A 21,392-nucleotide genomic window follows, 5' to 3' on the forward strand; every position below is an offset into this window, starting at 1 on the left:
TTCCTCACTTCCTGTCTTTTCAAACATTTCGATGTTTTATGACAAATATATTTCATTTTCATATCATTGAAACTTTTTATGATAAGGAAACGTCAATTAAGCGTTAGTGAAAAAAATGTCGCACTATATCCCGTTTTAAGGTATATTTGTTTTAGTTTGTAAACAACAAGAAGGTCATCTTTACTATAAAAATCATAGCGAGGGTTTAAAATATATGGATCAATCACGAAGTAAACGCAAAGGAAAAAAGCGTTTAAAGCCATGGGTGAAAGTCACTCTGTTTATATTCGGTATTCTTTTACTGACAACCGCTTCTGTCACAGGCTACGCCTACTATAAAGTGACAAGCGCTGCCAAAAAGGCACAAGTATCTTTAGATCGCGGCGCACAATCTGTCAAACGGATTGAAGCATTCGATCCTGGGAAAGACAGCTTCTCTGTCTTGCTGCTTGGAATTGACAGCAGACCGGGCGAAACAGTCAAACAAGCAAGAAGCGATGCGATGGTCTTAGCAACCGTCAATCGTACAAATAAAACCGTGAAATTATTAAGCATTCCAAGGGACTCATACGTCAATATTCCAGGTCATGGCTATGACAAAATTACACATGCACACGCTTTTGGCGGTGCAGATTTAACCTTGAGCACAGTCGAAGATTTACTAGATATTCCGGTTGATTTTGTTATCCAAAGTAATTTTAAAGCGTTTAAAGAGATCGTCAATGAACTAAATGGTGTATCGATTAACATCAAGGATGAATATTTAGTCAAACAAATTCTAAAAGATACAAAAGGCAAGGTACAGCTGCAAACAGGAACTCATACGCTAGATGGTGATCAAGCTCTCGCCTATGTGAGAACAAGAAAAGCAGATAGTGATTTAATGCGCGGACAGCGTCAAATGGAAGTATTAAAAGCCATTTTCGATAAATCAAAATCGTTAACGTCTATTCCATCATATGACAATATCATTGATACACTCGGTGATAATGTCTCCACCAACCTTTCAATGAAAGAGCTAGTCGGGCTTTTCCCGCTTCTGACGTCACTGAAATCGGTTGATACCATTCAGCTAAAAGGCTCTGATTACCAGCCAAACGGTGTTTATTATTACCAATTAGATCAACCCCAACTAAACGAAGTAAAGACTGAATTGAAAAAGCAGCTTGAATTATCATAAACAAAAAGGGCTAAAATGATTTTATTTTAGCCCTTTGTCTTCTTTTCAGCGTGATAGAAAACCTTTGAAATCTAGGAAGGACGAACACCGGCGCGCAGGACTGACAAAGAATGCGAGGGTTTGTCTACACGCTGAAAGCGTCTTTTAAAGGCGCTTTTTCTTATTTCCTTGATCATTCGGTCATTTTTGTTTAGCCTTGATAGAGAGGAAACAACCATCCTATTCTTTCATGAGAATGAAGGAAATCGTACATACTTTGAAGAGGCTACTGCATGAATGAAGGAGGATTTGACAGCGATGAAAAAAATGATTGCGATTGATTTAGACGGTACGCTTTTAAATACAAAAAGTGAAATATCTGCTCAAAATCGGGAAGCATTAATTCGCGCGAAGGAAGCAGGATATATTGTCACCATCTGTACAGGACGGGCGACTTTCGATGTAAAAGAGCTGCTGGGCGATTTAGACATTCCGATTATTGCGGCAAACGGTGGAACCGTTCATACTGAAGGATACGAGCTTTTCAGCAGAATCACACTTGATCAAGAAGCAGGAAAACGAGCGGCTAAGGCATTAGTGGAACGAAACATTTACTTTGAGGTCTATACGGACGATGCACTCCTCTCTCCTTTCGATGGAAAAGAGAAGCTGAAAGCAGAATTTGATGTGATCAAAAGTGCGAACCCAAATGAAGATGTAGCTGATTTATGGAAAGGGGCAATGACTCAATTCAAACAATTTGGCATCAAACCAGTGGATGATATTCGGCAGATCTTTGAGTCGAATGAAGCGACCTATAAGTTACTCTGCTTCTCGTTTGATATGAACAAATTGCAGGAAGCCCGAGATCTTCTTGCAGAAATGCCCGAGCTTTCGTTAACCTCTTCTGGTAAGCATATCATTGAGGTGCTGCCAAAAGAATCCGGGAAAGGACATGCCCTTAAAAAGCTTGCAGCTCATTATGGCGTAGACCGCTCACATATTTATGCGATTGGTGACAGTCCAAACGATCTATCCATGTTTGAGGAAGCAGACCACCGCATTGCTATGGGCAATGCTGTAGATGTCATTAAAGAAAAGAGCACTTACATCACAAAAGGCAATCATGAAGACGGTGTTGCTTACTTTATTGATCTGCTTTTACAAAATCAATTCCATGAAAAAAAGACGCTTGTTTGATTAGCGCCTAGAGAGAAGTCTAGAAGTCCGATACGAGCGTTGATCGGGCTTTTTCTTTATTTTTTGATTCTAACAGCCGTCTCATACTTATCCTTCCAGTACGTACTTGTTTTCATATTGGTGATAACGACACCCTTTGATACGGTCACATGAATGACTTGATTTGATCCTGCATAAATCGCCGGCATTAATGACGTGCCACTAAAGAAAACGAGATCTCCTGGCTTCAGCTCCGAACGTTTCACAGTCGTACCTGCCTTGACTTGACCTGACGCATAGCGAGGCAGTTCAATGCCAAGTACTTTCCGATACACGTACTGTGTAAACCCTGCTGTGTCAAAGCCCTTTTCTGGATTCGTACCGCCTTTGACATAAGGAACTTCACCAATATACGTAGCGGCTTTTGAGACAATCGGGTCTTCTTTTGCTAATTTCAGCTCTGTTAATCGTTTCGCACCTGTCCATTTCTCACGCCAATACGACTCGGACAAATAAGAAATCGTGACACTCTCCGAACGGCTCGCATGAATAAAGCGGCCGCCCCCAATATACATCCCTACATGAGAAATGCCTGGCTTATATGTGTTGCTAAAAAAGACAAAATCCCCTGGACGTATATCCGCTAATGCCACTTTTTCTCCAACCATCCACTGCTGTTCAGCACTTCGAGGTAAATAAATCCCTAGTGATTTTTCAAATACATATTGTAAAAAGCCTGAACAATCAAACCCAACCTTTGGGTCCGCTGCACCAAATACATATGGAATCCCTACATATTTCATTGCATCTTTCACTAGGCGATCATCAGAAATTTCCTGCTTGCCAGGCAGTCGTTTGACTGCATAAAACCGGTTCGTCCAGTATTTACTTTTGCTGACATCTGTTTTCACCACCCCTTGACTAAGCGTGATATGGATGACCTGATCGTCCCCAGCGTACAATGCAACATGTGTGGGGATATCCTTTTTTTCTTCAAGGCTGCGGAAATACACAAGGTCACCGGGCTTGGCTTTGTCCCATGATACCTTTGCTCCAATCTGATACTGGTCGATTACCTTCCGCGGCAAATCAAATGCATCTGACGTCTTGTACACATATTGAATAAAGCCAGATGCATCAAAGCCTGTTTTTGGATCAGTTCCCCCTTTATGATAAGGCGTTCCAATCAGCTTTTCCGCTTTCTCCAAAGGAGACGCTGTTTGAGCAGATACTTCTGAATGAGACATGAACATCAAACCTACGAGCGCACACCCGCCAATCAACATTCCTTTCCATTTCAAGATCTTTTCCCTCCTTTCTTCTTTAGTTTCGGCAAGACACCTTTCATTTTACACCTTTTTTTCGACAAAAAAGAGCACGCAGTGCGTGCCCTGTAAACTCTTTACCTTTATTTACTTTCTTCCGCTTTTGACTGCTTTTGCTGTTCAATTTTCTGCATCTCAACTGAGATCTTTTGTTTTTCATGATCTGTGAGGCTGTCACTAAATTTGAAAGCAGACATAAAGACAAATACTAAAATTAACGCAACAAACGGCCAGCTTGCTTTTAGGAATTTCATTTCTTCTCTTTCCCTCCGTTTTCTTTTAAGTTTTTAACTTTATCAGCGTGATCTACTTCAAAGAAAATGTGTCCATCTTTTTCTTTCCAATCCGCATTTGTTCCATTTGTCAGCATACGGATAATGGATTTTGATTCTAGTGATCCTGCTTTTACCGGAGCAGGTGTTGCTTCCTTGATGTACATTGGGACAACTTCAAATGTCGCTTTTCCATCTTCATTCAGATGATACTGAACAAGTGCAGAATCACGTGTTCTTGACCACCCTTGGTCAAAAATAAAGTTCCCTAAACTATAGAAGATCGCCGTGCCATTATAGACTTCCATTGGCTCAAGAACGTGCGGATGAGCACCGATAATGATATCTGCACCAGCCTTTGACATCGCTCTTGCCAATTCTCTTTGTCTATCGTTTACTTCATTGTTATACTCCTGTCCCCAGTGAGCATGTACAACGACGACATCTGCCTTTTCAGCAGCCTGCGAAATCATCGGAATAAAGATAGAAGGATCGGCTGGCAAGATACCTGCCTGGCGATTCGTTGCTTTAAAATCTTTCCCATACACATCTGTAAAACCAAGTGTAGCGATTTTGACACCATTTACTTCTTTGTACGAAATGTTCTGCTTCGCATCCTGAAGGTTACGGCCTGCACCTGTATAATCCATATCAGCATGTTCAAAGGAATCGATCGTTTTGTTTAGCCCTTTTTCACCAAAGTCTGCCGCATGGTTATTCGCAAAGTTTAATACTGAGAAATTCAAATCTTTCAGCGCTTTAACAGAGTCCTCATCTGTTTTCAAATGAATATTCTTTTGCGCCGCTTGTTCCTGATCTGATGCGACTGGATGCTCAAAGTTACCTGTTACATAATCTGATACATCAAAATATGGCTTGGCATAGCGAAAGAGATGCTGTTTTCCATAGCGGTCTGTTACTTTTTCTACGTTTCTTCCAAACATAATGTCACCGACAAACGAAGCGGTCAGGATGTTTTCTGGATTCTTTTGTACAGTTGGCACTTGTGCTTTCCCGATAAACGTAAATAGAAATGTACAAGCGATGACGATCGGTAAAGCAATCAGTACGTGTTTATTCGTCTTTTTCTTTTGGTTCTTTGTGATTTTCAGCAGCTTTTCCTGAAAGCTTAATTTTTTATTCATCATTGGACACACCTTATCTTAAAATAGATAGTAAACATACATGATGGCAAATGTTGCACCACTTAGAAGTAACGTGCTTCCAAGGGTAATCGTAAGACCTTGCTTTTGAATCGTATTCGCAATCAATCCAGGAACGATGATACCAATTCCGCGGAATTCGGCTATTTCAAATGGGACCACTGGATAGAAGAAATCAAATATCAGCTTTAAGGCAATCCCTGTAATCAGCATCGCAGCAAACTTTCTGCGTCCATATAAAATCATAAATTTTGATAGACCAAAGCGAACGATGACATACGTGAGCAAGCTGACAGATAAAACGACTAAAATAAAGACTGGCTGGTTAAATACAAGCGCTAGATAACCTGGGACAACAAGTCCAGCTGGTACGATTCCTGTTTTTTCTGCAAAGATTAAACTAAGTAGAACACCTAAAATTAACGAGATATAAAGATCTGATCCGAACATTTTCTATATTTCCTCCTAGCTGACAAGCTGCTTAATTTTGTATTCTTGAATTTTTTCGATTAACGGTTCAGCGGCACCATGAATATTGCCGACTCCATAAACCACTCGATTATGAAGCTTTTTCTCAAGCATGTTCATAATTTCTTCTGTAGATTGATATTCAAGGTTGTGTAAGTGGTCAGCCGGAATTTTTCCATCCTCATATGCCTTTACAATTGGATCTGTTGTTTCACCAATCAAGACAAGGTCACTTGCTTCAATATAAGGAAGTACATCCTCCGCAAACTGGATCGTTCTATCTACACGATCCGCACGGCAGTTCATGATAATAATCGGTTCATCTGTTGGATATCCAATTTCTTTCACGCGCTTCCAAATGTTCAATGTAGATGATGCGTCGTTTGCCGCAAAACCATTTACAAAGTGTCCAGGTGTCTTCGCGTCCATTAATGGAAGAATTCTCATCGCTCCTGGATCAGGCGGCGCATTTAACATTCCTCTGAATGCCGTATCTTCATCAATCCCTAATGCCTGCGCAACACCAAGTGCAAGTGAGGCATTGTCTGGGAAAACCATGTACTCAAATTTCCGTAAATACTCATCGGAAATCTTGGAATTATCTGCAACAATGACTTCTGTGTTGCGTTTTTTCGCAATCTCTTTAAAGAAATCCGTATATTCACTATCCGTAATAACCAAGTGTCCATTATAAGGAATTGTCGCTGTAAAGGCTTCTGCTATTTCATCAAGTGTCGGCCCCATGACGTCCATATGATCTTCAAGAACGTTTACGATCACGCCAATATTTGCTTGAAGCAGCTCTTCCTGAAAGATAATTTGGTAATCTGGATTTACTGCCATACACTCACTGACGATGGCATTTGCTCCTCTTTCAACGGTTTCTCTCATAACTTCCTTCTGCTCACCGATATTCGGTCCTTGCGGTTTCCTTTTAATCGGCTTCTCCTCTGGCGTATCCCAATAAATCATTCTTGCATCCGTTCCCGTTGTTTTTCCGACAGTTTTATAACCTGCCTCCATTAAGATACCGGTTGTCAATCTTGTGACGGTAGACTTTCCGCGAATACCATTAATATTGACGCGCACCGGCAGGGCATCGATATTTTTCTGATGACGCTTCTTTTCAATAAAGCCAATCCCTAACATGATGACACAGGCTATAACGATTAACCACATCGCTTATCTACATCTCCTTTTTTTATGAGTGTGATATGTAAATTCAATCAACAGTATATAGGTTCAGCATAAAATCACAATCGGTATTATGTAACATAATCTTTCACTTCCTCGTATGCCAAATTCCTCTAATCATAAGGTGTATTTGCCTACCTCGCCTTCAAATGGAAAGGCCAAAAGACGGACATAAATCAGCATGAATTTCGGCTTCAAATAAGAGAAAGCGCTACCATTAAACATCGAAAAATCTTTTGTCCTTTTCTCCCTAAATTTTTTGACAATTGTTAAGATGTATTTTGAATCAATGTTTTAAAGTCCTATCAGTTCTAGAAAATCAGTCATATCAGCGCTTTAAATGAATAGTGCGTGTTTTAGAATGTTTTCGATTTTTAAATGAACAGGTTAGAAAGTCATCCTCATCGATCAGAACGCTACGTGTTGACCCATGACAAAGGTCACCTCCAAAAAAATCAAGTCATATGCTTATTTTGAGGTCACAAAGAAATGGTATAATATGTAAACGAATGATCATTTCGGAATACCTTCTCTTTACGATATTCGCTCCTTATGACCTAAACAATGAAACATTATTCATTTCTTTTTATCAAGATTCATCATTTCTTAACATTTTTAATATGATTTTAGTTGAAAGTTGTCAGCTTATGTCATGCTTTCACCTAAGATGACGAATAAATTCAGCCTCTCTGCTCACACTATGGTTAAAAAATCTGTGAGAGGAGGCTAAAGATGCCAAACACCAATGAACAAACACGCTTGCACTTTCTATCAGGAAGCTTCGAGGAAAAAATTCGGATTCTGAAAAAGACATTTCAGCAAAGCGGAGATTTTGAATATCGAGAGTTAATGGTGAATGAAACAAAATCTGTCTTGTTTTTTATTAAGACAAGGATAGATGAAAGTAAATTAAATGATTTCATTATCGGCAACTTATTAGGCAATCCTGGAAAGCAGGATTATACAAAGTCTCTTAGTACTCTCGAAACTGGTGACTTGACGCTAATTACAGACAGTATCATTGCAGGCAGCATTGCCTTTCTTGAAGAAAATTCCTCACAGTTTAAATTATTTACCGTTGGGCAGCCTCCGCTGCGCTCTATTTCTGAGCCTTCTTCAGAAAGTATTATTGCGGGCGCACATGATGGATTTGTGGAAAGCTTGGATACGAATTTACATTTACTGCGTTCTCACTTAAATGATCGGAAACTCGCCATCCAGTACCATAAGGTCGGTACAAAATCGGAAACAAAGCTTGCCACAATTTATATTTCCGATATTGCCAATCTAGAAAAGGTAGAAGAAGTGAACAGACGGATTTCTTCTATTAAAGTAGACACACTGCTCAGTCCTGGGTCTGTCGTTGAAGCAATTGAGGATGATTCATTTTCTATTTTTCCGCAGCTGATTGACACTGAACGTCCTGATAAAGTCAGGTCTGCGATCCTTGAAGGCAGAATTGTTGTGCTGATGGATGGCAGTCCAATGGCCATCATTCTACCTATCACGTTCTTTAGTTTCTTTCAATCACCAGATGATTATAATAGTCGCTGGATTCCAGCTACATTTATCCGTGTTTTGCGTTATCTTGCCTGTATCATCGCAGTCATACTGCCATCTTTTTATATCGCAGTCATTGGGTTTCATTATGAGGTGGTTCCCGATGAGCTCGCCATCACCATGAAGAACTCTATTATTGGGATTCCCTTCCCTCCTTTAATAGAAGCCATGCTGATGGAAATTACCATTGAACTCATACGGGAAGCCGGGGTGCGTCTGCCAAAACCCATCGGGCAGACTATTGGGATCGTAGGCGGTTTGGTCATTGGAGATGCGGTAGTAAAAGCAGGACTCATTTCGAATGTTCTTATCGTTGTGGTCGCCGTGACCGCTGTTGCTTCCTTTGTTCTTCCTTCGTTTGAAATGACGTCTACCATCAGGATGCTGCGTTTCCCGCTCATGTTCATGGCTTCTATGTTTGGCTTTATTGGCATTTCATTTGGACTAGCCATTGTCCTCATGAATTTATGCCGCCTAGAATCACTAGGTGTACCGTACTTATCACCAGTTGCTCCCTTTAACTGGCAGGATTTAAAAGATACTGTGATACGACTGCCTATGTGGATGTACAAACAGCGCCCTATTTATTTAAATCCGCAAAAGAAAAAACAAATTGAACAATTGCGAGGGTGGGAAAAGAAACATGAAAAATAAAATATCTCCATCTCAAGCAGTCTTTTTTATCATCCAATCTCAAATTGGTGTAGGGATTTTAGGACTTCCTCATCTGCTGATGAAGGATATGGGTCACGATGGGTGGATGACGATTATTCTAGCCGGATTATTCATCCAAATCATCAACACCATTTTTATTTACATTATTCATAAATATCCTGACACATCGTTTTTCCAAACGTTAATCAACGTGTTCGGAAAATGGATCGGTCGGACCTTGATAGTTCTCTATACAGTATACTTTGCCTCAGTCTGCATTGTTGTTCTATCGATCTTCACACGAATTCTTGGAATATGGGTGCTACCGCTTACGCCAAATTGGGTCATTGATTTATTGCTGATGATATCCATTATCTACATCGCAAAGGAAAAACTCACAGCAATTGTCAGGTTTAACTTTATTTTGACTCCCTTTTTGCTCATGCTGTCTCTATTGATGATTTATGCATTAAAAGGAACGAATATCGACTACCTCATGCCTTTTTTCCAAACAGATTTTTCTCAATTTCAAATTGGATTGAAGGACGTTGTTCTGTCCATGAATGGATTCGAGATGATTCTTATCATCTCTCCATTTATGAAGGGCTCCATTAAACAGCGGTATAAGGTCATGACCATTTCTAATATATGCACAACGCTTTACTACCTATTTATTACATTGATTTGTTTTATGTTTTTCAGCCCAATTGAGCTTAATGTCATACCCAACCCTGTTCTTTATCTATTAAAGACCATTTCATTCGGTGTGATTGAGAGGACAGACTTAATTTTTCTCAGCTTTTGGGTGTTTAACATTCTTGCCACCCTCAGCAATTATCTCTACTTTTGTGCAAATGGCGTATCCAGCATTTTGAAGAAAAAAGAGCATAAAAAGTATGTCTATTATTTTGCCATTTTGATCTATGTCGCTAGCTGTTTTCTTGCAGAAGATAATTTTAGAATTCAGCGCTTTAATGACTTTACGACTTTTTCTCAATATTCAGTTATTTATACACTTCCGATCATTATGGCCATCACCATCTTGATCAAACATCGCAAAGGGAAGGTGAAATCACATGCGTCATAAGTACATACTGACGCTGCTTATGTGTATTTCTCTTATATTCATGCCTGGCTGCTGGGATCAGAATTTGTTAAAAAACATCTCTCTTGTCTTAACTTCAGCTGTCGATCAAGGAGAAGAAGACAATGCGAAATTCTCAATTACCTATAGAAAGGTGCAGCAGTCTCAAAGTATGGAGCAAGGAAATACAGGCAGCTATTCAACCACTGTTCTTACAACTGAAGCACCGACTTTAAGAAAAGCAAGGACCAACTTTAGCCGGATTGTCGACCAAAAAATTGATATATCGAAAATGCGGGTCATGCTGATCGGCGATGAATTTGCTCAAAATCGCCTTCTTCCCTATTTAGATATGTTTTATCGAGATCCCAAAAGTCCTTTACTCGCAAACCTTGCTGTGGTTCAAGGGGGAAGCTGTGTGGAATTGATCAACCAGCTGCTCAAGGAAAAACTTATTGTGAGCGACTATTTAAACAACTTAATCACTACCGCATCACAGTCCTCCCTAGTAGCACCTAAAAACATTCAAAATGTCCGGTCCAAAATGCTGCAAACGGGAGAGGATTTCACACTGCCGTTACTTCACTTCGATCAATCAAAGCAGTTAATTAGTGTAAAAGGTGTAGCCCTATTTGATAATGAAAAAAAGAAAGGCGAACTGTACGGTCAAGATGCGATTCTGCTCACCGTGATGGACGGGAAAATGGGGAGCTATGCAACCTTCACAAAAAAAGTTAGAAGTGACATGAAATCAAAAGAGAGCAATTACATCACCATTCAAGTAACAGACGCAAAGAGAGACATTAAGATTGTCAATCCTGATCACCGAGACTTAACATTCTCTCTCAATTATGAATTCACGACATCTGTGCTCGAGTACCCGAAAGATAACCTAGATACAGATAAGACCATTGAAATCCTCAACAAAAGGCTTTCAGCCATTTTGACAAAAGAAGCCGAAAAAGTCGTTGCCTCGCTGCAAGAAGCAAATTCTGATGTTCTAAGTCTTGGGAGAAAATATCGAGTAAGACATTATGATGAGTATATGAAAATGAACTGGGTAACCGATTATCCAAAGGTGAAAATTATTCCAAAAATCAAAGTGAATATTACACAAACAGGTATTACTAGCTAAGAAAAGGAAGATCACATCTTTCTTTTCTTTTTTTATTTTTTAAAGATTGTCAATTCAGAGCATTCGTGATAATCTATTTATGTAAACGGTTACACATTCATGAAGGGAGGCACACCATTGGCTACAATTAAAGATGTTGCAAAAGCTGCACAAGTGTCTGTTGCCACTGTGTCTCGCGTTCTTAACGATACTGGATATGTCCATGCAGATACGAAAACCCGCGTAACACAAGCGATGCAGGAGCTGAATTACTTTCCCAATGAAGTGGCTAGGTCCCTATTCAAAAGAGAGTCCCGGTTAATCGGTTTGATTTTGCCTGATATCACAAATCCCTTCTTCCCTCAGCTTGCTAGAGGCGTCGAGGATGAAATTCACGCGCATGGTTTTCGTTTATTATTCGGAAACAGTGATGAAGACCGTGAAAAGGAAATGGCATACTTACAAACCTTTAAACAAAATCAAGTGGTCGGTGTCATCGCTGTCACAAACGAACCTGAATCAGATCTATACCATACTGATGATTTACCTGTTGTGTTCTTAGACCGTAGCGTTCCACATGCACCTTCTGTGTTTGCAGATGCTGCTGCTGGCGGAAAAATGGCGGCAATGGAATTAATCAGGCGCGGCAGCCGGCAGATCACACTGCTGAAAGGACCTGCACATCTTCAAACAGCAAGGCAGCGATTCAAGGGTGCTCTTGATGTACTGACCGAAAAAGGTGTCGACTTTCATGTGATGTCTAATGCTTCGTTTTCTTTTCAAGAAGCCCGTAAAAGCGCCAAGGCTCTGTTTCAGCTGTACCCTGAAACAGATGGCATCATTGCCAGCAATGACATCGTTGCAACAGCCGTCATACACGAGGCACTTCGATTCGGAAAAGCGATTCCTGAAGATGTTCAAATTATTGGATTTGATGATATCCCGCAAAGTGAGCTGCTCTTCCCTTCCTTATCTACCATTCGGCAGCCAGCCTATGAGATGGGAAAAGAAGCGGCACAGCTTTTAATGAAAGCGATTCAGAAACAACCTATAGATCAACCAGTTATTCAAATGCCCGTCTCTTTTATTGAACGAGAGACCACAAGAAAGGTGGATTCACAATGAGTCATATTGTCGTAGTAGGAAGCTGTTCAATGGATTTAGTCGTCACATCGGATAAACGGCCAAATGCCGGTGAAACAGTGTTAGGCGAATCATTTAAAACTGTCCCAGGTGGAAAAGGAGCCAATCAAGCAGTCGCAAGTGCCAGACTCGGTGCAGATGTATACATGGTCGGCCGAGTTGGTGATGACGCTTATGGTCAAGATATTGTCAGCAATCTACAAGAGCAAGGGGTTCGCACCTCATATATGAAACCGGTTACCGAAATGGAAAGCGGCACCGCTCATATCATTTTAGCAGAAGGTGATAACAGCATTGTCGTGGTCAAAGGGGCAAATAACGAGGTCACTCCTGACTATGTAAAAGACGCCCTTTCTACAATTGAGGATATTGGGATGGTACTCATTCAGCAGGAAATACCTGAAGAAACGGTCGAAGCGGTCTGCGCCCTTTGCAGCGAAAAAGAAATTCCTTTGATTTTAAATCCTGCGCCTGCCCGCAAAGTACCGCAGCAGGTGTTAGAACAGGCCGCCTACATTACACCAAATGAGCACGAGGCTGTTCTCATGTTTGATGGACGCCCCATTGAAGATGCCTTGCGTCAATACCCTAATAAATTACTCATCACAGAAGGAAAAAGTGGCGTCCGATTTTTTGATGGATTAAAAGAAGTGTTAGTTCCAGGCTTTCCTGTGGAAGCAGTTGATACAACGGGAGCAGGCGATACCTTTAACGGAGCATTGGCTGTTGCCTTAACAGAGGGTAAATCTCTCTATGAAGCGCTTGCCTTTGCCAACCTTGCAGCATCCATGTCTGTCACAAAGTTCGGCGCACAAGGCGGCATGCCAACAAGAGAAGAATTGGAGAAAAAGAAATGAAAAAAAACGGTATCTTAAACAGTCATATCGCCAAGGTACTCGCTGACCTTGGTCATACAGATACAATCGTCATTGCAGACTGCGGTCTCCCTATTCCCGATGGTCCAATTAAAATCGACTTGGCGTTATCAATCGGCACACCATCCTTTCAGGAGGTTACCTCCCTCCTTCTTCAGGAAATGGCAGTTGAACACATGACCGTGGCTAGTGAAATCAAAGAAGCCAATGAACGAGATTATCTATTTCTAAAGAAAGCGTTCTCACAATCAATACATGATGTAGACCATGAGACTTTCAAGGACATGACCAAACAGGCAAAAGCAGTCATTCGAACGGGTGAAGCCACCCCATATGCAAACTGTATTCTGCACGCCGGTGTCATCTTTTAAAAGGAGGAGCCAGATATGAACATTGAGATGCATAATATCCATAAGGCCTTTGGAAAAAACACCGTTCTTTCCGGTGTTTCCTTTGATCTCGCCACTGGCGAGGTCCACGCGCTCATGGGTGAAAATGGAGCGGGAAAATCGACTTTAATGAACCTGCTCACAGGCCTTTATTCATTAGATCAAGGAACGATTCAAATCGACGGAAAAGAAACCGCTTTCAAAAATCCAAAGGAAGCGGAACAAAACGGCATCGCCTTCATTCATCAAGAGCTCAACATATGGCCGGATATGACCGTCTTAGAGAACCTATTCATCGGGAAAGAAATCTACACAAAACTTGGCCTGCTAGACACAAAGAAAATGAAGAAACTCGCTCAAACGCAGCTGGACCGATTATCTGTGAACCTCTCGCTCGATCAAGAGGCAGGAAGCTGCTCTGTTGGACAAAAACAGATGATTGAGATTGCAAAGGCCTTAATGACCGATGCGAAGGTCATCATCATGGATGAACCAACAGCCGCTCTCACCGACCGTGAGATTGAAAAGCTCTTTCAGGTCATTGAATCTCTCAAAAAAGAAGACGTGTCCATCGTCTATATTTCTCACCGGATGGAAGAAATCTTTGCAATCTGCGACCGGATTACGATCATGCGTGATGGGAAAACGGTCGATACGAAAGCCATCCCTGAAACGAATTTCCATGAAGTCGTCAAGAAAATGGTCGGTCGTGAATTAACAGATCGATATCCTGAAAGAACGCCTTCTCCAGGAGATATTGTCCTTGAGGTCAAGCAAGCGGCAAGAAAAGGACAATTTCAAGATGTCAGTTTCTCCGTTAAAGCTGGAGAGATTGTCGGTGTTGCAGGCTTAATGGGCGCTGGCAGAACCGAAATGATGCGGGCGCTGTTTGGTCTTGACCCTCTTGATCAAGGTGAAATCTGGGTCCATGGGAAAAAGGCTGTCATTAAAAAACCAAGTGATGCCGTGAAGCTCGGTATCGGCTTTATTACAGAGGATCGCAAGGATGAAGGACTCATGCTGGATGCATCCATCCGGGAAAACATTGGTCTGCCAAACTTGGACAGCTTCTCTCCAAAGGGACTGATTGATAAGAAAAACGAACAGGATTTTGTTGACCTGCTCATTAAAAGACTGACGATTAAAACGGCTTCCTCTGAAACCTCTGCCCGAAGTCTCTCTGGTGGAAATCAGCAAAAAGTCGTCATTGCCAAGTGGATCGGCATCCAGCCAAAGGTCTTGATTTTAGATGAACCGACAAGAGGTGTCGATGTTGGAGCAAAACGAGAAATCTACCAGTTAATGAATGAACTGACCGATCGAGGTGTTGCCATTCTAATGGTCTCCTCTGAGCTCCCAGAAGTTCTAGGGATGAGCGATCGAGTGCTCGTCATTCATGAAGGAACCATCAGCGGAGAATTAAATAAAGCAGAAGCGACACAAGAACGAATTATGACACTAGCTACAGGAGGGAAGTAACATGAAACCACTTACTTCAAATGGACGATTTGACCACATCATGCAAAAACTTGGGCCATTCCTAGGACTCATCATCCTTGTCGCCATCGTTTCTATTTTAAACCCGGCCTTTTTAGAGCCGTTAAACATCTTAAACTTACTGAGACAAATCTCCATTAATGCCCTCATTGCCTTTGGAATGACGTTTGTTATTTTAACCGGAGGAATTGATTTGTCTGTCGGTGCCATTTTAGCACTTTCTAGTGCCCTAACTGCCGGATTTATCGTGTCTGGCATGGACCCGATTTTAGCTATTATCGTTGGCTGTATTATTGGGGCCATTCTTGGGATGATTAACGGTCTTTTAATTACAAAAGGAAAAATGGCTCCTTTTATCGCAACACTTGCCACGATGACGATTTTCAGAGGGTTAACACTTGTGTATACAGACGGAAACCCGATTACAGGACTCGGCTCTAACTATGCCTTTCAGTTATTCGGCCGCGGATACTTCTTAGGTATTCCTGTTCCAGCGATCACCATGCTTCTCACCTTTATCGTACTTTGGGTACTGCTTCATAAAACACCTTTCGGCAGAAGAACGTATGCTATCGGCGGGAATGAAAAAGCGGCGCTTATCTCAGGCATTAAAGTACCACGCGTCAAAATCATGATTTATTCATTAGCGGGCTTCATGTCTGCTTTAGCAGGGGCCATTTTAACCTCTCGACTAAACTCTGCTCAACCAACAGCTGGTACGTCGTATGAGCTTGATGCGATTGCTGCTGTTGTACTTGGCGGGACAAGCCTGTCTGGCGGAAGAGGACGAATTGTCGGCACACTGATCGGGGTACTCATCATCGGGGTACTGAACAATGGGATGAACTTACTTGGTGTATCATCATTCTATCAATCTGTTGTGAAAGGGATTGTCATCTTAATTGCAGTCCTACTAGACAGAAAGAAATCTGCTTAAGGAGGCAGCTGCTATGAAAAAATTTGTAATACTCATTTTGATTCTCTCATTATTCATGCTTTCTGCCTGCTCGCTCGAACCACCAGAGTGGGCCAAATCTACAAAGGATGGGAATAAAAAAGACATCAAAATCGGACTGTCGATCTCGACCTTAAACAACCCATTCTTCGTTTCTCTCAAAAACGGTGTGACGAAAGAAGCGAAAAAGCTTGGCATCGAAGTCGTCATTGCAGATGCACAAAACGATTCAGCGAAACAAACAAGTGATGTAGAAGATTTAATTCAGCAAGGGGTCGATGCATTGCTCATCAACCCAGCAGATTCATCTGCCATCTCAACTGCTGTCGAATCAGCGAATGCTTCTGATATTCCAGTCATCACGTTAGACCGCTCAGCAGAAAGCGGAAAGGTCGAAGCTCTTGTCGCCTCAGATAACGTCAAAGGCGGCGAAATGGCAGCCAACTTTATCATCGACAAGGTTGGGAAGGGAGCAAAAGTCGCTGAACTAGAAGGTGTACCAGGCGCTTCGGCAACACGTGAGCGCGGAAAAGGCTTCCATCAAATAGCAGATAAAGATTTAAAAGTGACAGCAAAACAAGCGGCTGACTTCGACCGGACAAAAGGATTGAACGTCATGGAAAACCTCCTTCAAGGAAACCCCGACATCAAAGCCGTTTTTGCCCACAATGATGAAATGGCACTTGGCGCACTAGAGGCGATCCAAAGCTCCGGGAAAGACATTCTCGTCGTTGGCTTTGACGGAAATGAGGATGCACTCAACTCGATCAAAGCAGGAAAACTATCCGCAACCGTCGCCCAGCAGCCAGAGCTGATCGGGAAACTGGCAGTCGGTGCTGCAAACGACGTATTAAAAGGGAAAAAGGTAGAAAAGAACATCCCAGCTCCGCTGAAACTAGAACAAAAAAAATAAACAGAAAACCCCCGACTTCCCTCGGGGGTTCTTATTGTTGATAAAGGTCTTTAACCCTTTGTCTTCTTTTCAGCGTGATGACGAGCATAGATCTGACAACGAATGCATGGGTTTTCCCTATTATTCTGGTCTTTTTAGCACAAACGACGTTCCTAAATGGGCATAATCATTTCCTGCTAAACGGGCGACTGGCTTCAATTCGTGAGTAGACACATACCCTTTTTCTGCATCATAAACAGTCTCATCTAAATGCGCACATACAACACGGCCAATGATATGATCGACTGTGATTTCCCCTTCGTCATTTTGAAAGGTGAGATGCTTTTCCAGCTGACATTCAAAGCGAATGCGCGCTTCCTTGATCCCTGGCACTGAAACGACATGGCTCTTTACTTGATGAAGACCGGTTCGATCCAGCTCACTCTCATCCTGTGGCAGCGTAGCAGCTGTTTCATTAATATCTTCAATCATCGCTTCATCACTCACATGGACCACAAACTCTTCCCTGTCGATGATATGTTTTGCTGTATCTTTCATCTCTCCTTGACGCCGTCCGATAGAAACAGCGATCAGCGGAGGATGACCACTGATGACATTAAAGAAACTAAATGGTGCGGCATTGACGACCTCTTCTTTAGAAAGGCTCGTAATAAACGCAATCGGTCTTGGAACAATAGAGCCAGATAATACTTTATATGCTTCTTTTCGTGACAGCTGATCCATTTGTAACGTAATCACTTCAAGCACGCCTCCTCTTTTATGTAACGACATCATACCATACCCCGTTCTCTCTGCCCTTACTCCGGCTCAGTTCGATGGAGAATATGATGGACAAGATGAAACAATGCAGGATTATGGTTTTCTCGTCTATAAGAAATCGTCCATTCCGCCAATAGCTGCTCTCCTTCAATGGACCGATACACCACATCTAAGTTAAATAAACGCCGTGCTGATTTTGGAATGATTGCAATGCCGACTCCAGCTGTGACAAGACCAATGACCATTTGATATTCCGCCGCTTCCTGCACAATATTTGGAGAAAACCCGTACTTTTCACATAGCAGGACAAAGTGCTGATAAAGGGACGGCCATGATTCCTTTGATAAAGAAATAATCGGTTCGTGACGGATATCCTCGATCGTGACCGCGTCTTTTTTCGCCAGTGGATGGTTTTTCGGAATTGCAAAAATACATTCACTTTGCTTCATCAAACGACTGACCAGTTCTTCATGCGGAGATGTCGGATGTAAAAAACCGATATCAATCTCCCCGTTTAAAAGCGCCCCTAGCTGCTGCGGAACAGAAAGTTGCTTCAGCTCAATGCTGACAGACGGATACAGCTCTCTAAATTCACGGACAACGGGCGGGAGAATATCATACGTCGCTGTTCCAACAAACCCTATAATGATTTTCCCAAGCTCACCTCTTGCTGTATGCCTGGCATGATCAACGGCTTTATCAAGCTGTTGCAGCACCCCCCGCACCTCATGTAAAAAGACCTTTCCAGCAGCTGTTAATTCCACCACTCGCTTCGACCGGTGAAACAAAGGAAACCCCAATTCTTCTTCAAACTGCTTAATTTGCTGACTAAGTGGAGGCTGTGTCATATTCAAACGTGCGGCTGCTCTCCCAAAATGCAGCTCCTCCGCTACTGTGACAAAATACTGCAAATGTCTCAGTTCCATCCTTTCACCCCTCACACACTTATTCGTGAAACATATTAAAACTACGTTAAACATATATTGGAAATTTTCCATTTTGAAATGTATAGTAAATCATATCATGAAAATATATTTTCATAAAAAATTTTACTTGCCGAAAGGAGTGCGGGGTAAATGAATTCTCAAGCACAACCCCTAACAAGACGAGGAGCAGAATTGATTGTTGATACGCTGATTGCTCAAGGTGTGACCCATGTTTTTGCGATCCCAGGTGCAAAAATTGACGCCGTATTTGATGTATTAAAAGACAGAGGTCCAGAGCTTGTCCTATGCAGACATGAGCAAAATGCAGCCTTTATGGCAGCTGCTGTCGGCCGTTTAACTGGCAAACCAGGTGTTTGTCTCGTCACATCAGGTCCTGGCGCATCTAATTTAGCAACAGGTCTATTAACAGCCAATACAGAAGGTGACCCTGTTGTCGCAATCGCTGGAAACGTCATTCGTGCAGATCGGCTCAAACGAACACATCAATCACTCGACAATGCGGCATTATTCAAACCAGTCACAAAATACAGTGTTGAAGTACAAGACGTTCATAATATACCCGAAGCCTTAACAAATGCTTTTCGCGCGGCACAAAAGGGGCAGGCTGGAGCAGCATTTATCAGCTTTCCACAAGATGTCGTGACAGAACACACCACACAAACACCAGTGTCTGCTCACCCTTCTCCAGAACTAGGTCCTGCACCGGATGCTCTCATCAGCTCGGCTATCGCCAAAATTCAAAATGCACACTTACCTGTTGCCATTGTAGGAATGAAAGCCAGTCGTCCAGCTGCTGCAAAGGCTACAAGAACATTATTGAAAACACTTGGAATTCCATTTGTTGAAACGTACCAAGGAGCCGGCGTTCTCTCAAGAGAGCTTGAGTCTCAATATGTAGGAAGAATCGGTTTATTTCGAAATCAGCCGGGAGATCTTCTCATTGAACAAGCAGATGTCCTTTTGACCATTGGCTTTGATCCAATTGAATATGATCCGAAGCATTGGAATATTCAGCCGAAGCAGCGCCAGATCATCCATGTGGATGACATGCAGGCAGATATTGATCATTTCTATGAGCCTACACTCGAGCTTGTTGGCAATATAGCTGAAACCGTCAACCATCTAGCCCATGACAGTGTTCCACTTTCTCTATGCAAAGAGAAAATAGAATGGGTCACTGATTTACAGGAGCTGTTAAGCGACATGGAACAAGCACCAGAAAGAGAAAGCCATCTTTCTCATCCGCTTGATGTCATTCATACATTGAGACGCCTGATTTCTGATGACACGAAAGTAACATGTGATATCGGATCGCACGCGATTTGGATGTCTCGTCACTTCCGCGTCTATGAGCCAAACACATTTCTAGTGAGTAACGGTATGCAAACATTAGGTGTTGCCTTACCGTGGGCAATTGCGGCTTCCATACTGAATCCAGATGAAAAGATCATTTCGGTCTCAGGTGATGGTGGTTTTCTCTTCTCTGCAATGGAGTTAGAAACAGCCGTCCGCATGAAAACAAATCTCGTGCACCTTGTTTGGAACGACAGCACATACGACATGGTGGCGTTCCAGCAGGAAATGAAATATGACCGCACATCCTGCGTAGAATTCGGACAGATCGACTTAGTGAAATATGCGGAAAGCTTTGGAGCGACTGGATTACGGGTCAACTCACCTGAAGAGCTTTCAACTGTTCTTCAAAAGGGTATAAACATAGAAGGACCCGTCATTATTGATATTCCGATTGACTATCAAGACAACCCAGACCTCGCTAGTCAAAAATGGCCTGAAGTCTTTCGTGAAACACACACATTGAACGTTAGATAAGATGTCCATACATTACATCAAAGGAGTGAGCGGATATGGGTATGATGCACCCAATGAATCAACAGAACGACAGAAGACAACACGACAAACAGCAGGAGGTCTATCAAGTATCGACGATGACCTCTTTACTGGAAGCCGTATACGATGGAGATTTTTCTCTTGCGCATATACCTGAACACGGTGATTTTGGCATTGGTACATTCAATCAATTAGATGGAGAGCTGATCGGCTTTGACGGTGCATTCTACCGACTGCGCTCGGATGGAACAGCGACACCGGTTACCGATCAAGACTACTCACCATTTTGCTCTCTAGCATTCTTCGAAACAGATATCGTTCATCGAATCGATGCACCTATGACGTCCAAAGAGCTAGAGGAAGAAATCGACCGCATTTTACCGAGTAAGAATGTGTTTTATGCAATTCGTATTGATGGATCATTCAAAAAGGTTCAAACACGTACAGTCGAAAAACAGGAAAAACCTTACGTTCCAATGGTGGAAGCAGTCAAGTCACAGCCCATCTTCGATTTTGAAGATATTCGAGGAACGATCGCTGGTTTCCGTACACCGCAGTACGCACATGGCATTGCAGTAAGTGGATATCACCTTCATTTCATTGATGACGATCGAAGTGTCGGCGGACACGTATTTGATTACACTGTTGATCAAGTGACCATTCGAATTTCTCAAAAGCGTCATATGAATTTACATCTGCCAAATACGCAGGAATTCTTCCAAGCAGACATTGATCGCGCTGACCTTTCACAGCAAATTGCCAGTGCAGAAAGCAGTCCAGATCAATAAAATAAAGACATCCCGGTGATTCCGGGGTGTTTTTTTATGCAAAAGGAATATTTATCACTTCATTACATTTCATTTCGTTAGTAAATTGAAATTCATTCATTCTATT

General features: G+C 42.1%; 20 protein-coding genes. 13 read left to right on the plus strand and 7 right to left on the minus strand.

The genetic code is table 11. The features are described from left to right. Positions 1 to 214 precede the first annotated feature (214 nt). The gene (locus C5695_RS18025; RefSeq protein ID WP_117732184.1) at positions 215 to 1,180 is read left to right on the plus strand and encodes an LCP family protein; all 966 of its coding nucleotides are present in this window, start codon (positions 215 to 217) and stop codon (positions 1,178 to 1,180) included. 297 nt (positions 1,181 to 1,477) lie between these two features. Next, positions 1,478 to 2,359, plus strand: coding sequence for a Cof-type HAD-IIB family hydrolase (locus tag C5695_RS18030; RefSeq protein WP_187441853.1), 882 nt, complete (start codon positions 1,478 to 1,480; stop codon positions 2,357 to 2,359). Positions 2,360 to 2,415: 56 nt separating this feature from the next. Here the strand turns inward: C5695_RS18030 and C5695_RS18035 are convergent, their stop codons facing one another. The 5 genes from C5695_RS18035 to pgsB form a co-directional block, all read right to left on the minus strand. Further along, positions 2,416 to 3,639: a C40 family peptidase gene (locus tag C5695_RS18035; protein ID WP_117732189.1), complete on the minus strand. Its 1,224-nt coding sequence runs from the start codon at positions 3,637 to 3,639 to the stop codon at positions 2,416 to 2,418. Between the two features lie 107 nt (positions 3,640 to 3,746). After that, the gene (locus C5695_RS20710) at positions 3,747 to 3,917 is read right to left on the minus strand and encodes an extrachromosomal elements maintenance protein EdmS (RefSeq protein ID WP_187441311.1); all 171 of its coding nucleotides are present in this window, start codon (positions 3,915 to 3,917) and stop codon (positions 3,747 to 3,749) included. Next, positions 3,914 to 5,080, minus strand: a complete 1,167-nt coding sequence (locus tag C5695_RS18040; RefSeq protein ID WP_117732191.1) for a CapA family protein — start codon at positions 5,078 to 5,080, stop codon at positions 3,914 to 3,916. Before C5695_RS18040 ends, C5695_RS20710 begins: the two co-directional genes overlap by 4 nt. Before the next feature lie 18 nt (positions 5,081 to 5,098). After that, a complete protein-coding gene (pgsC, locus tag C5695_RS18045; RefSeq protein WP_007497520.1) occupies positions 5,099 to 5,548 on the minus strand; it encodes a poly-gamma-glutamate biosynthesis protein PgsC in 450 nt (149 codons plus the stop codon). 15 nt (positions 5,549 to 5,563) lie between these two features. Next, on the minus strand, positions 5,564 to 6,745 hold the full coding sequence (pgsB, locus tag C5695_RS18050; protein WP_012011489.1) for a poly-gamma-glutamate synthase PgsB: 1,182 nt from the start codon (positions 6,743 to 6,745) through the stop codon (positions 5,564 to 5,566). A gap of 747 nt (positions 6,746 to 7,492) precedes the next feature. Here pgsB and C5695_RS18055 point away from each other — a divergent pair. The 9 genes from C5695_RS18055 (at position 7,493) to rbsB (ending at position 16,944) form a co-directional block, all read left to right on the plus strand. Next, on the plus strand, positions 7,493 to 8,974 hold the full coding sequence (locus C5695_RS18055) for a spore germination protein (protein ID WP_117732193.1): 1,482 nt from the start codon (positions 7,493 to 7,495) through the stop codon (positions 8,972 to 8,974). Next, the gene (locus C5695_RS18060) at positions 8,964 to 10,061 is read left to right on the plus strand and encodes a GerAB/ArcD/ProY family transporter (RefSeq protein WP_117732195.1); all 1,098 of its coding nucleotides are present in this window, start codon (positions 8,964 to 8,966) and stop codon (positions 10,059 to 10,061) included. The genes C5695_RS18055 and C5695_RS18060 overlap by 11 nt, the downstream gene beginning before the upstream one ends. Further along, positions 10,051 to 11,193: a Ger(x)C family spore germination protein gene (locus C5695_RS18065; RefSeq protein ID WP_117732197.1), complete on the plus strand. Its 1,143-nt coding sequence runs from the start codon at positions 10,051 to 10,053 to the stop codon at positions 11,191 to 11,193. Before C5695_RS18060 ends, C5695_RS18065 begins: the two co-directional genes overlap by 11 nt. Before the next feature lie 117 nt (positions 11,194 to 11,310). Further along, positions 11,311 to 12,297, plus strand: coding sequence for a LacI family DNA-binding transcriptional regulator (locus C5695_RS18070; protein ID WP_117732199.1), 987 nt, complete (start codon positions 11,311 to 11,313; stop codon positions 12,295 to 12,297). Next, positions 12,294 to 13,172, plus strand: coding sequence for a ribokinase (gene rbsK, locus C5695_RS18075; RefSeq protein ID WP_117732201.1), 879 nt, complete (start codon positions 12,294 to 12,296; stop codon positions 13,170 to 13,172). The genes C5695_RS18070 and rbsK overlap by 4 nt, the downstream gene beginning before the upstream one ends. Further along, positions 13,169 to 13,561: a D-ribose pyranase gene (gene rbsD / locus C5695_RS18080; RefSeq protein WP_117732203.1), complete on the plus strand. Its 393-nt coding sequence runs from the start codon at positions 13,169 to 13,171 to the stop codon at positions 13,559 to 13,561. Before rbsK ends, rbsD begins: the two co-directional genes overlap by 4 nt. Positions 13,562 to 13,576: 15 nt before the next feature. Beyond that, positions 13,577 to 15,058: a sugar ABC transporter ATP-binding protein gene (locus C5695_RS18085; RefSeq protein WP_117732205.1), complete on the plus strand. Its 1,482-nt coding sequence runs from the start codon at positions 13,577 to 13,579 to the stop codon at positions 15,056 to 15,058. Between the two features lies 1 nt (position 15,059). Next, complete coding sequence (rbsC, locus tag C5695_RS18090; protein WP_105927160.1) at positions 15,060 to 16,013, plus strand: ribose ABC transporter permease RbsC; 954 nt, start codon at positions 15,060 to 15,062, stop codon at positions 16,011 to 16,013. A 13-nt stretch (positions 16,014 to 16,026) separates the two neighbouring features. Next, complete coding sequence (gene rbsB, locus C5695_RS18095; RefSeq protein ID WP_117732207.1) at positions 16,027 to 16,944, plus strand: ribose ABC transporter substrate-binding protein RbsB; 918 nt, start codon at positions 16,027 to 16,029, stop codon at positions 16,942 to 16,944. Positions 16,945 to 17,064: 120 nt separating this feature from the next. On the opposite strand, the gene C5695_RS18100 is transcribed toward rbsB, so the two are convergent. Both C5695_RS18100 and alsR read right to left on the minus strand, forming a co-directional pair. After that, complete coding sequence (locus C5695_RS18100; RefSeq protein WP_148960145.1) at positions 17,065 to 17,682, minus strand: flavin reductase family protein; 618 nt, start codon at positions 17,680 to 17,682, stop codon at positions 17,065 to 17,067. Between the two features lie 59 nt (positions 17,683 to 17,741). Further along, positions 17,742 to 18,629, minus strand: coding sequence for an acetoin biosynthesis transcriptional regulator AlsR (gene alsR / locus C5695_RS18105; protein WP_117732212.1), 888 nt, complete (start codon positions 18,627 to 18,629; stop codon positions 17,742 to 17,744). 150 nt (positions 18,630 to 18,779) lie between these two features. Here alsR and alsS point away from each other — a divergent pair, with 150 nt between their 5' ends. Continuing rightward, on the plus strand, positions 18,780 to 20,480 hold the full coding sequence (gene alsS, locus C5695_RS18110; RefSeq protein WP_117732214.1) for an acetolactate synthase AlsS: 1,701 nt from the start codon (positions 18,780 to 18,782) through the stop codon (positions 20,478 to 20,480). Between the two features lie 35 nt (positions 20,481 to 20,515). After that, positions 20,516 to 21,286 (plus strand): acetolactate decarboxylase, encoded by a 771-nt coding sequence (gene budA, locus C5695_RS18115; protein WP_117732215.1) that lies wholly within the window; start codon positions 20,516 to 20,518, stop codon positions 21,284 to 21,286. Positions 21,287 to 21,392: the final 106 nt, after the last annotated feature.

Source organism: Bacillus pumilus (assembly GCF_003431975.1).
Lineage (GTDB): Bacteria > Bacillota > Bacilli > Bacillales > Bacillaceae > Bacillus > Bacillus pumilus_N.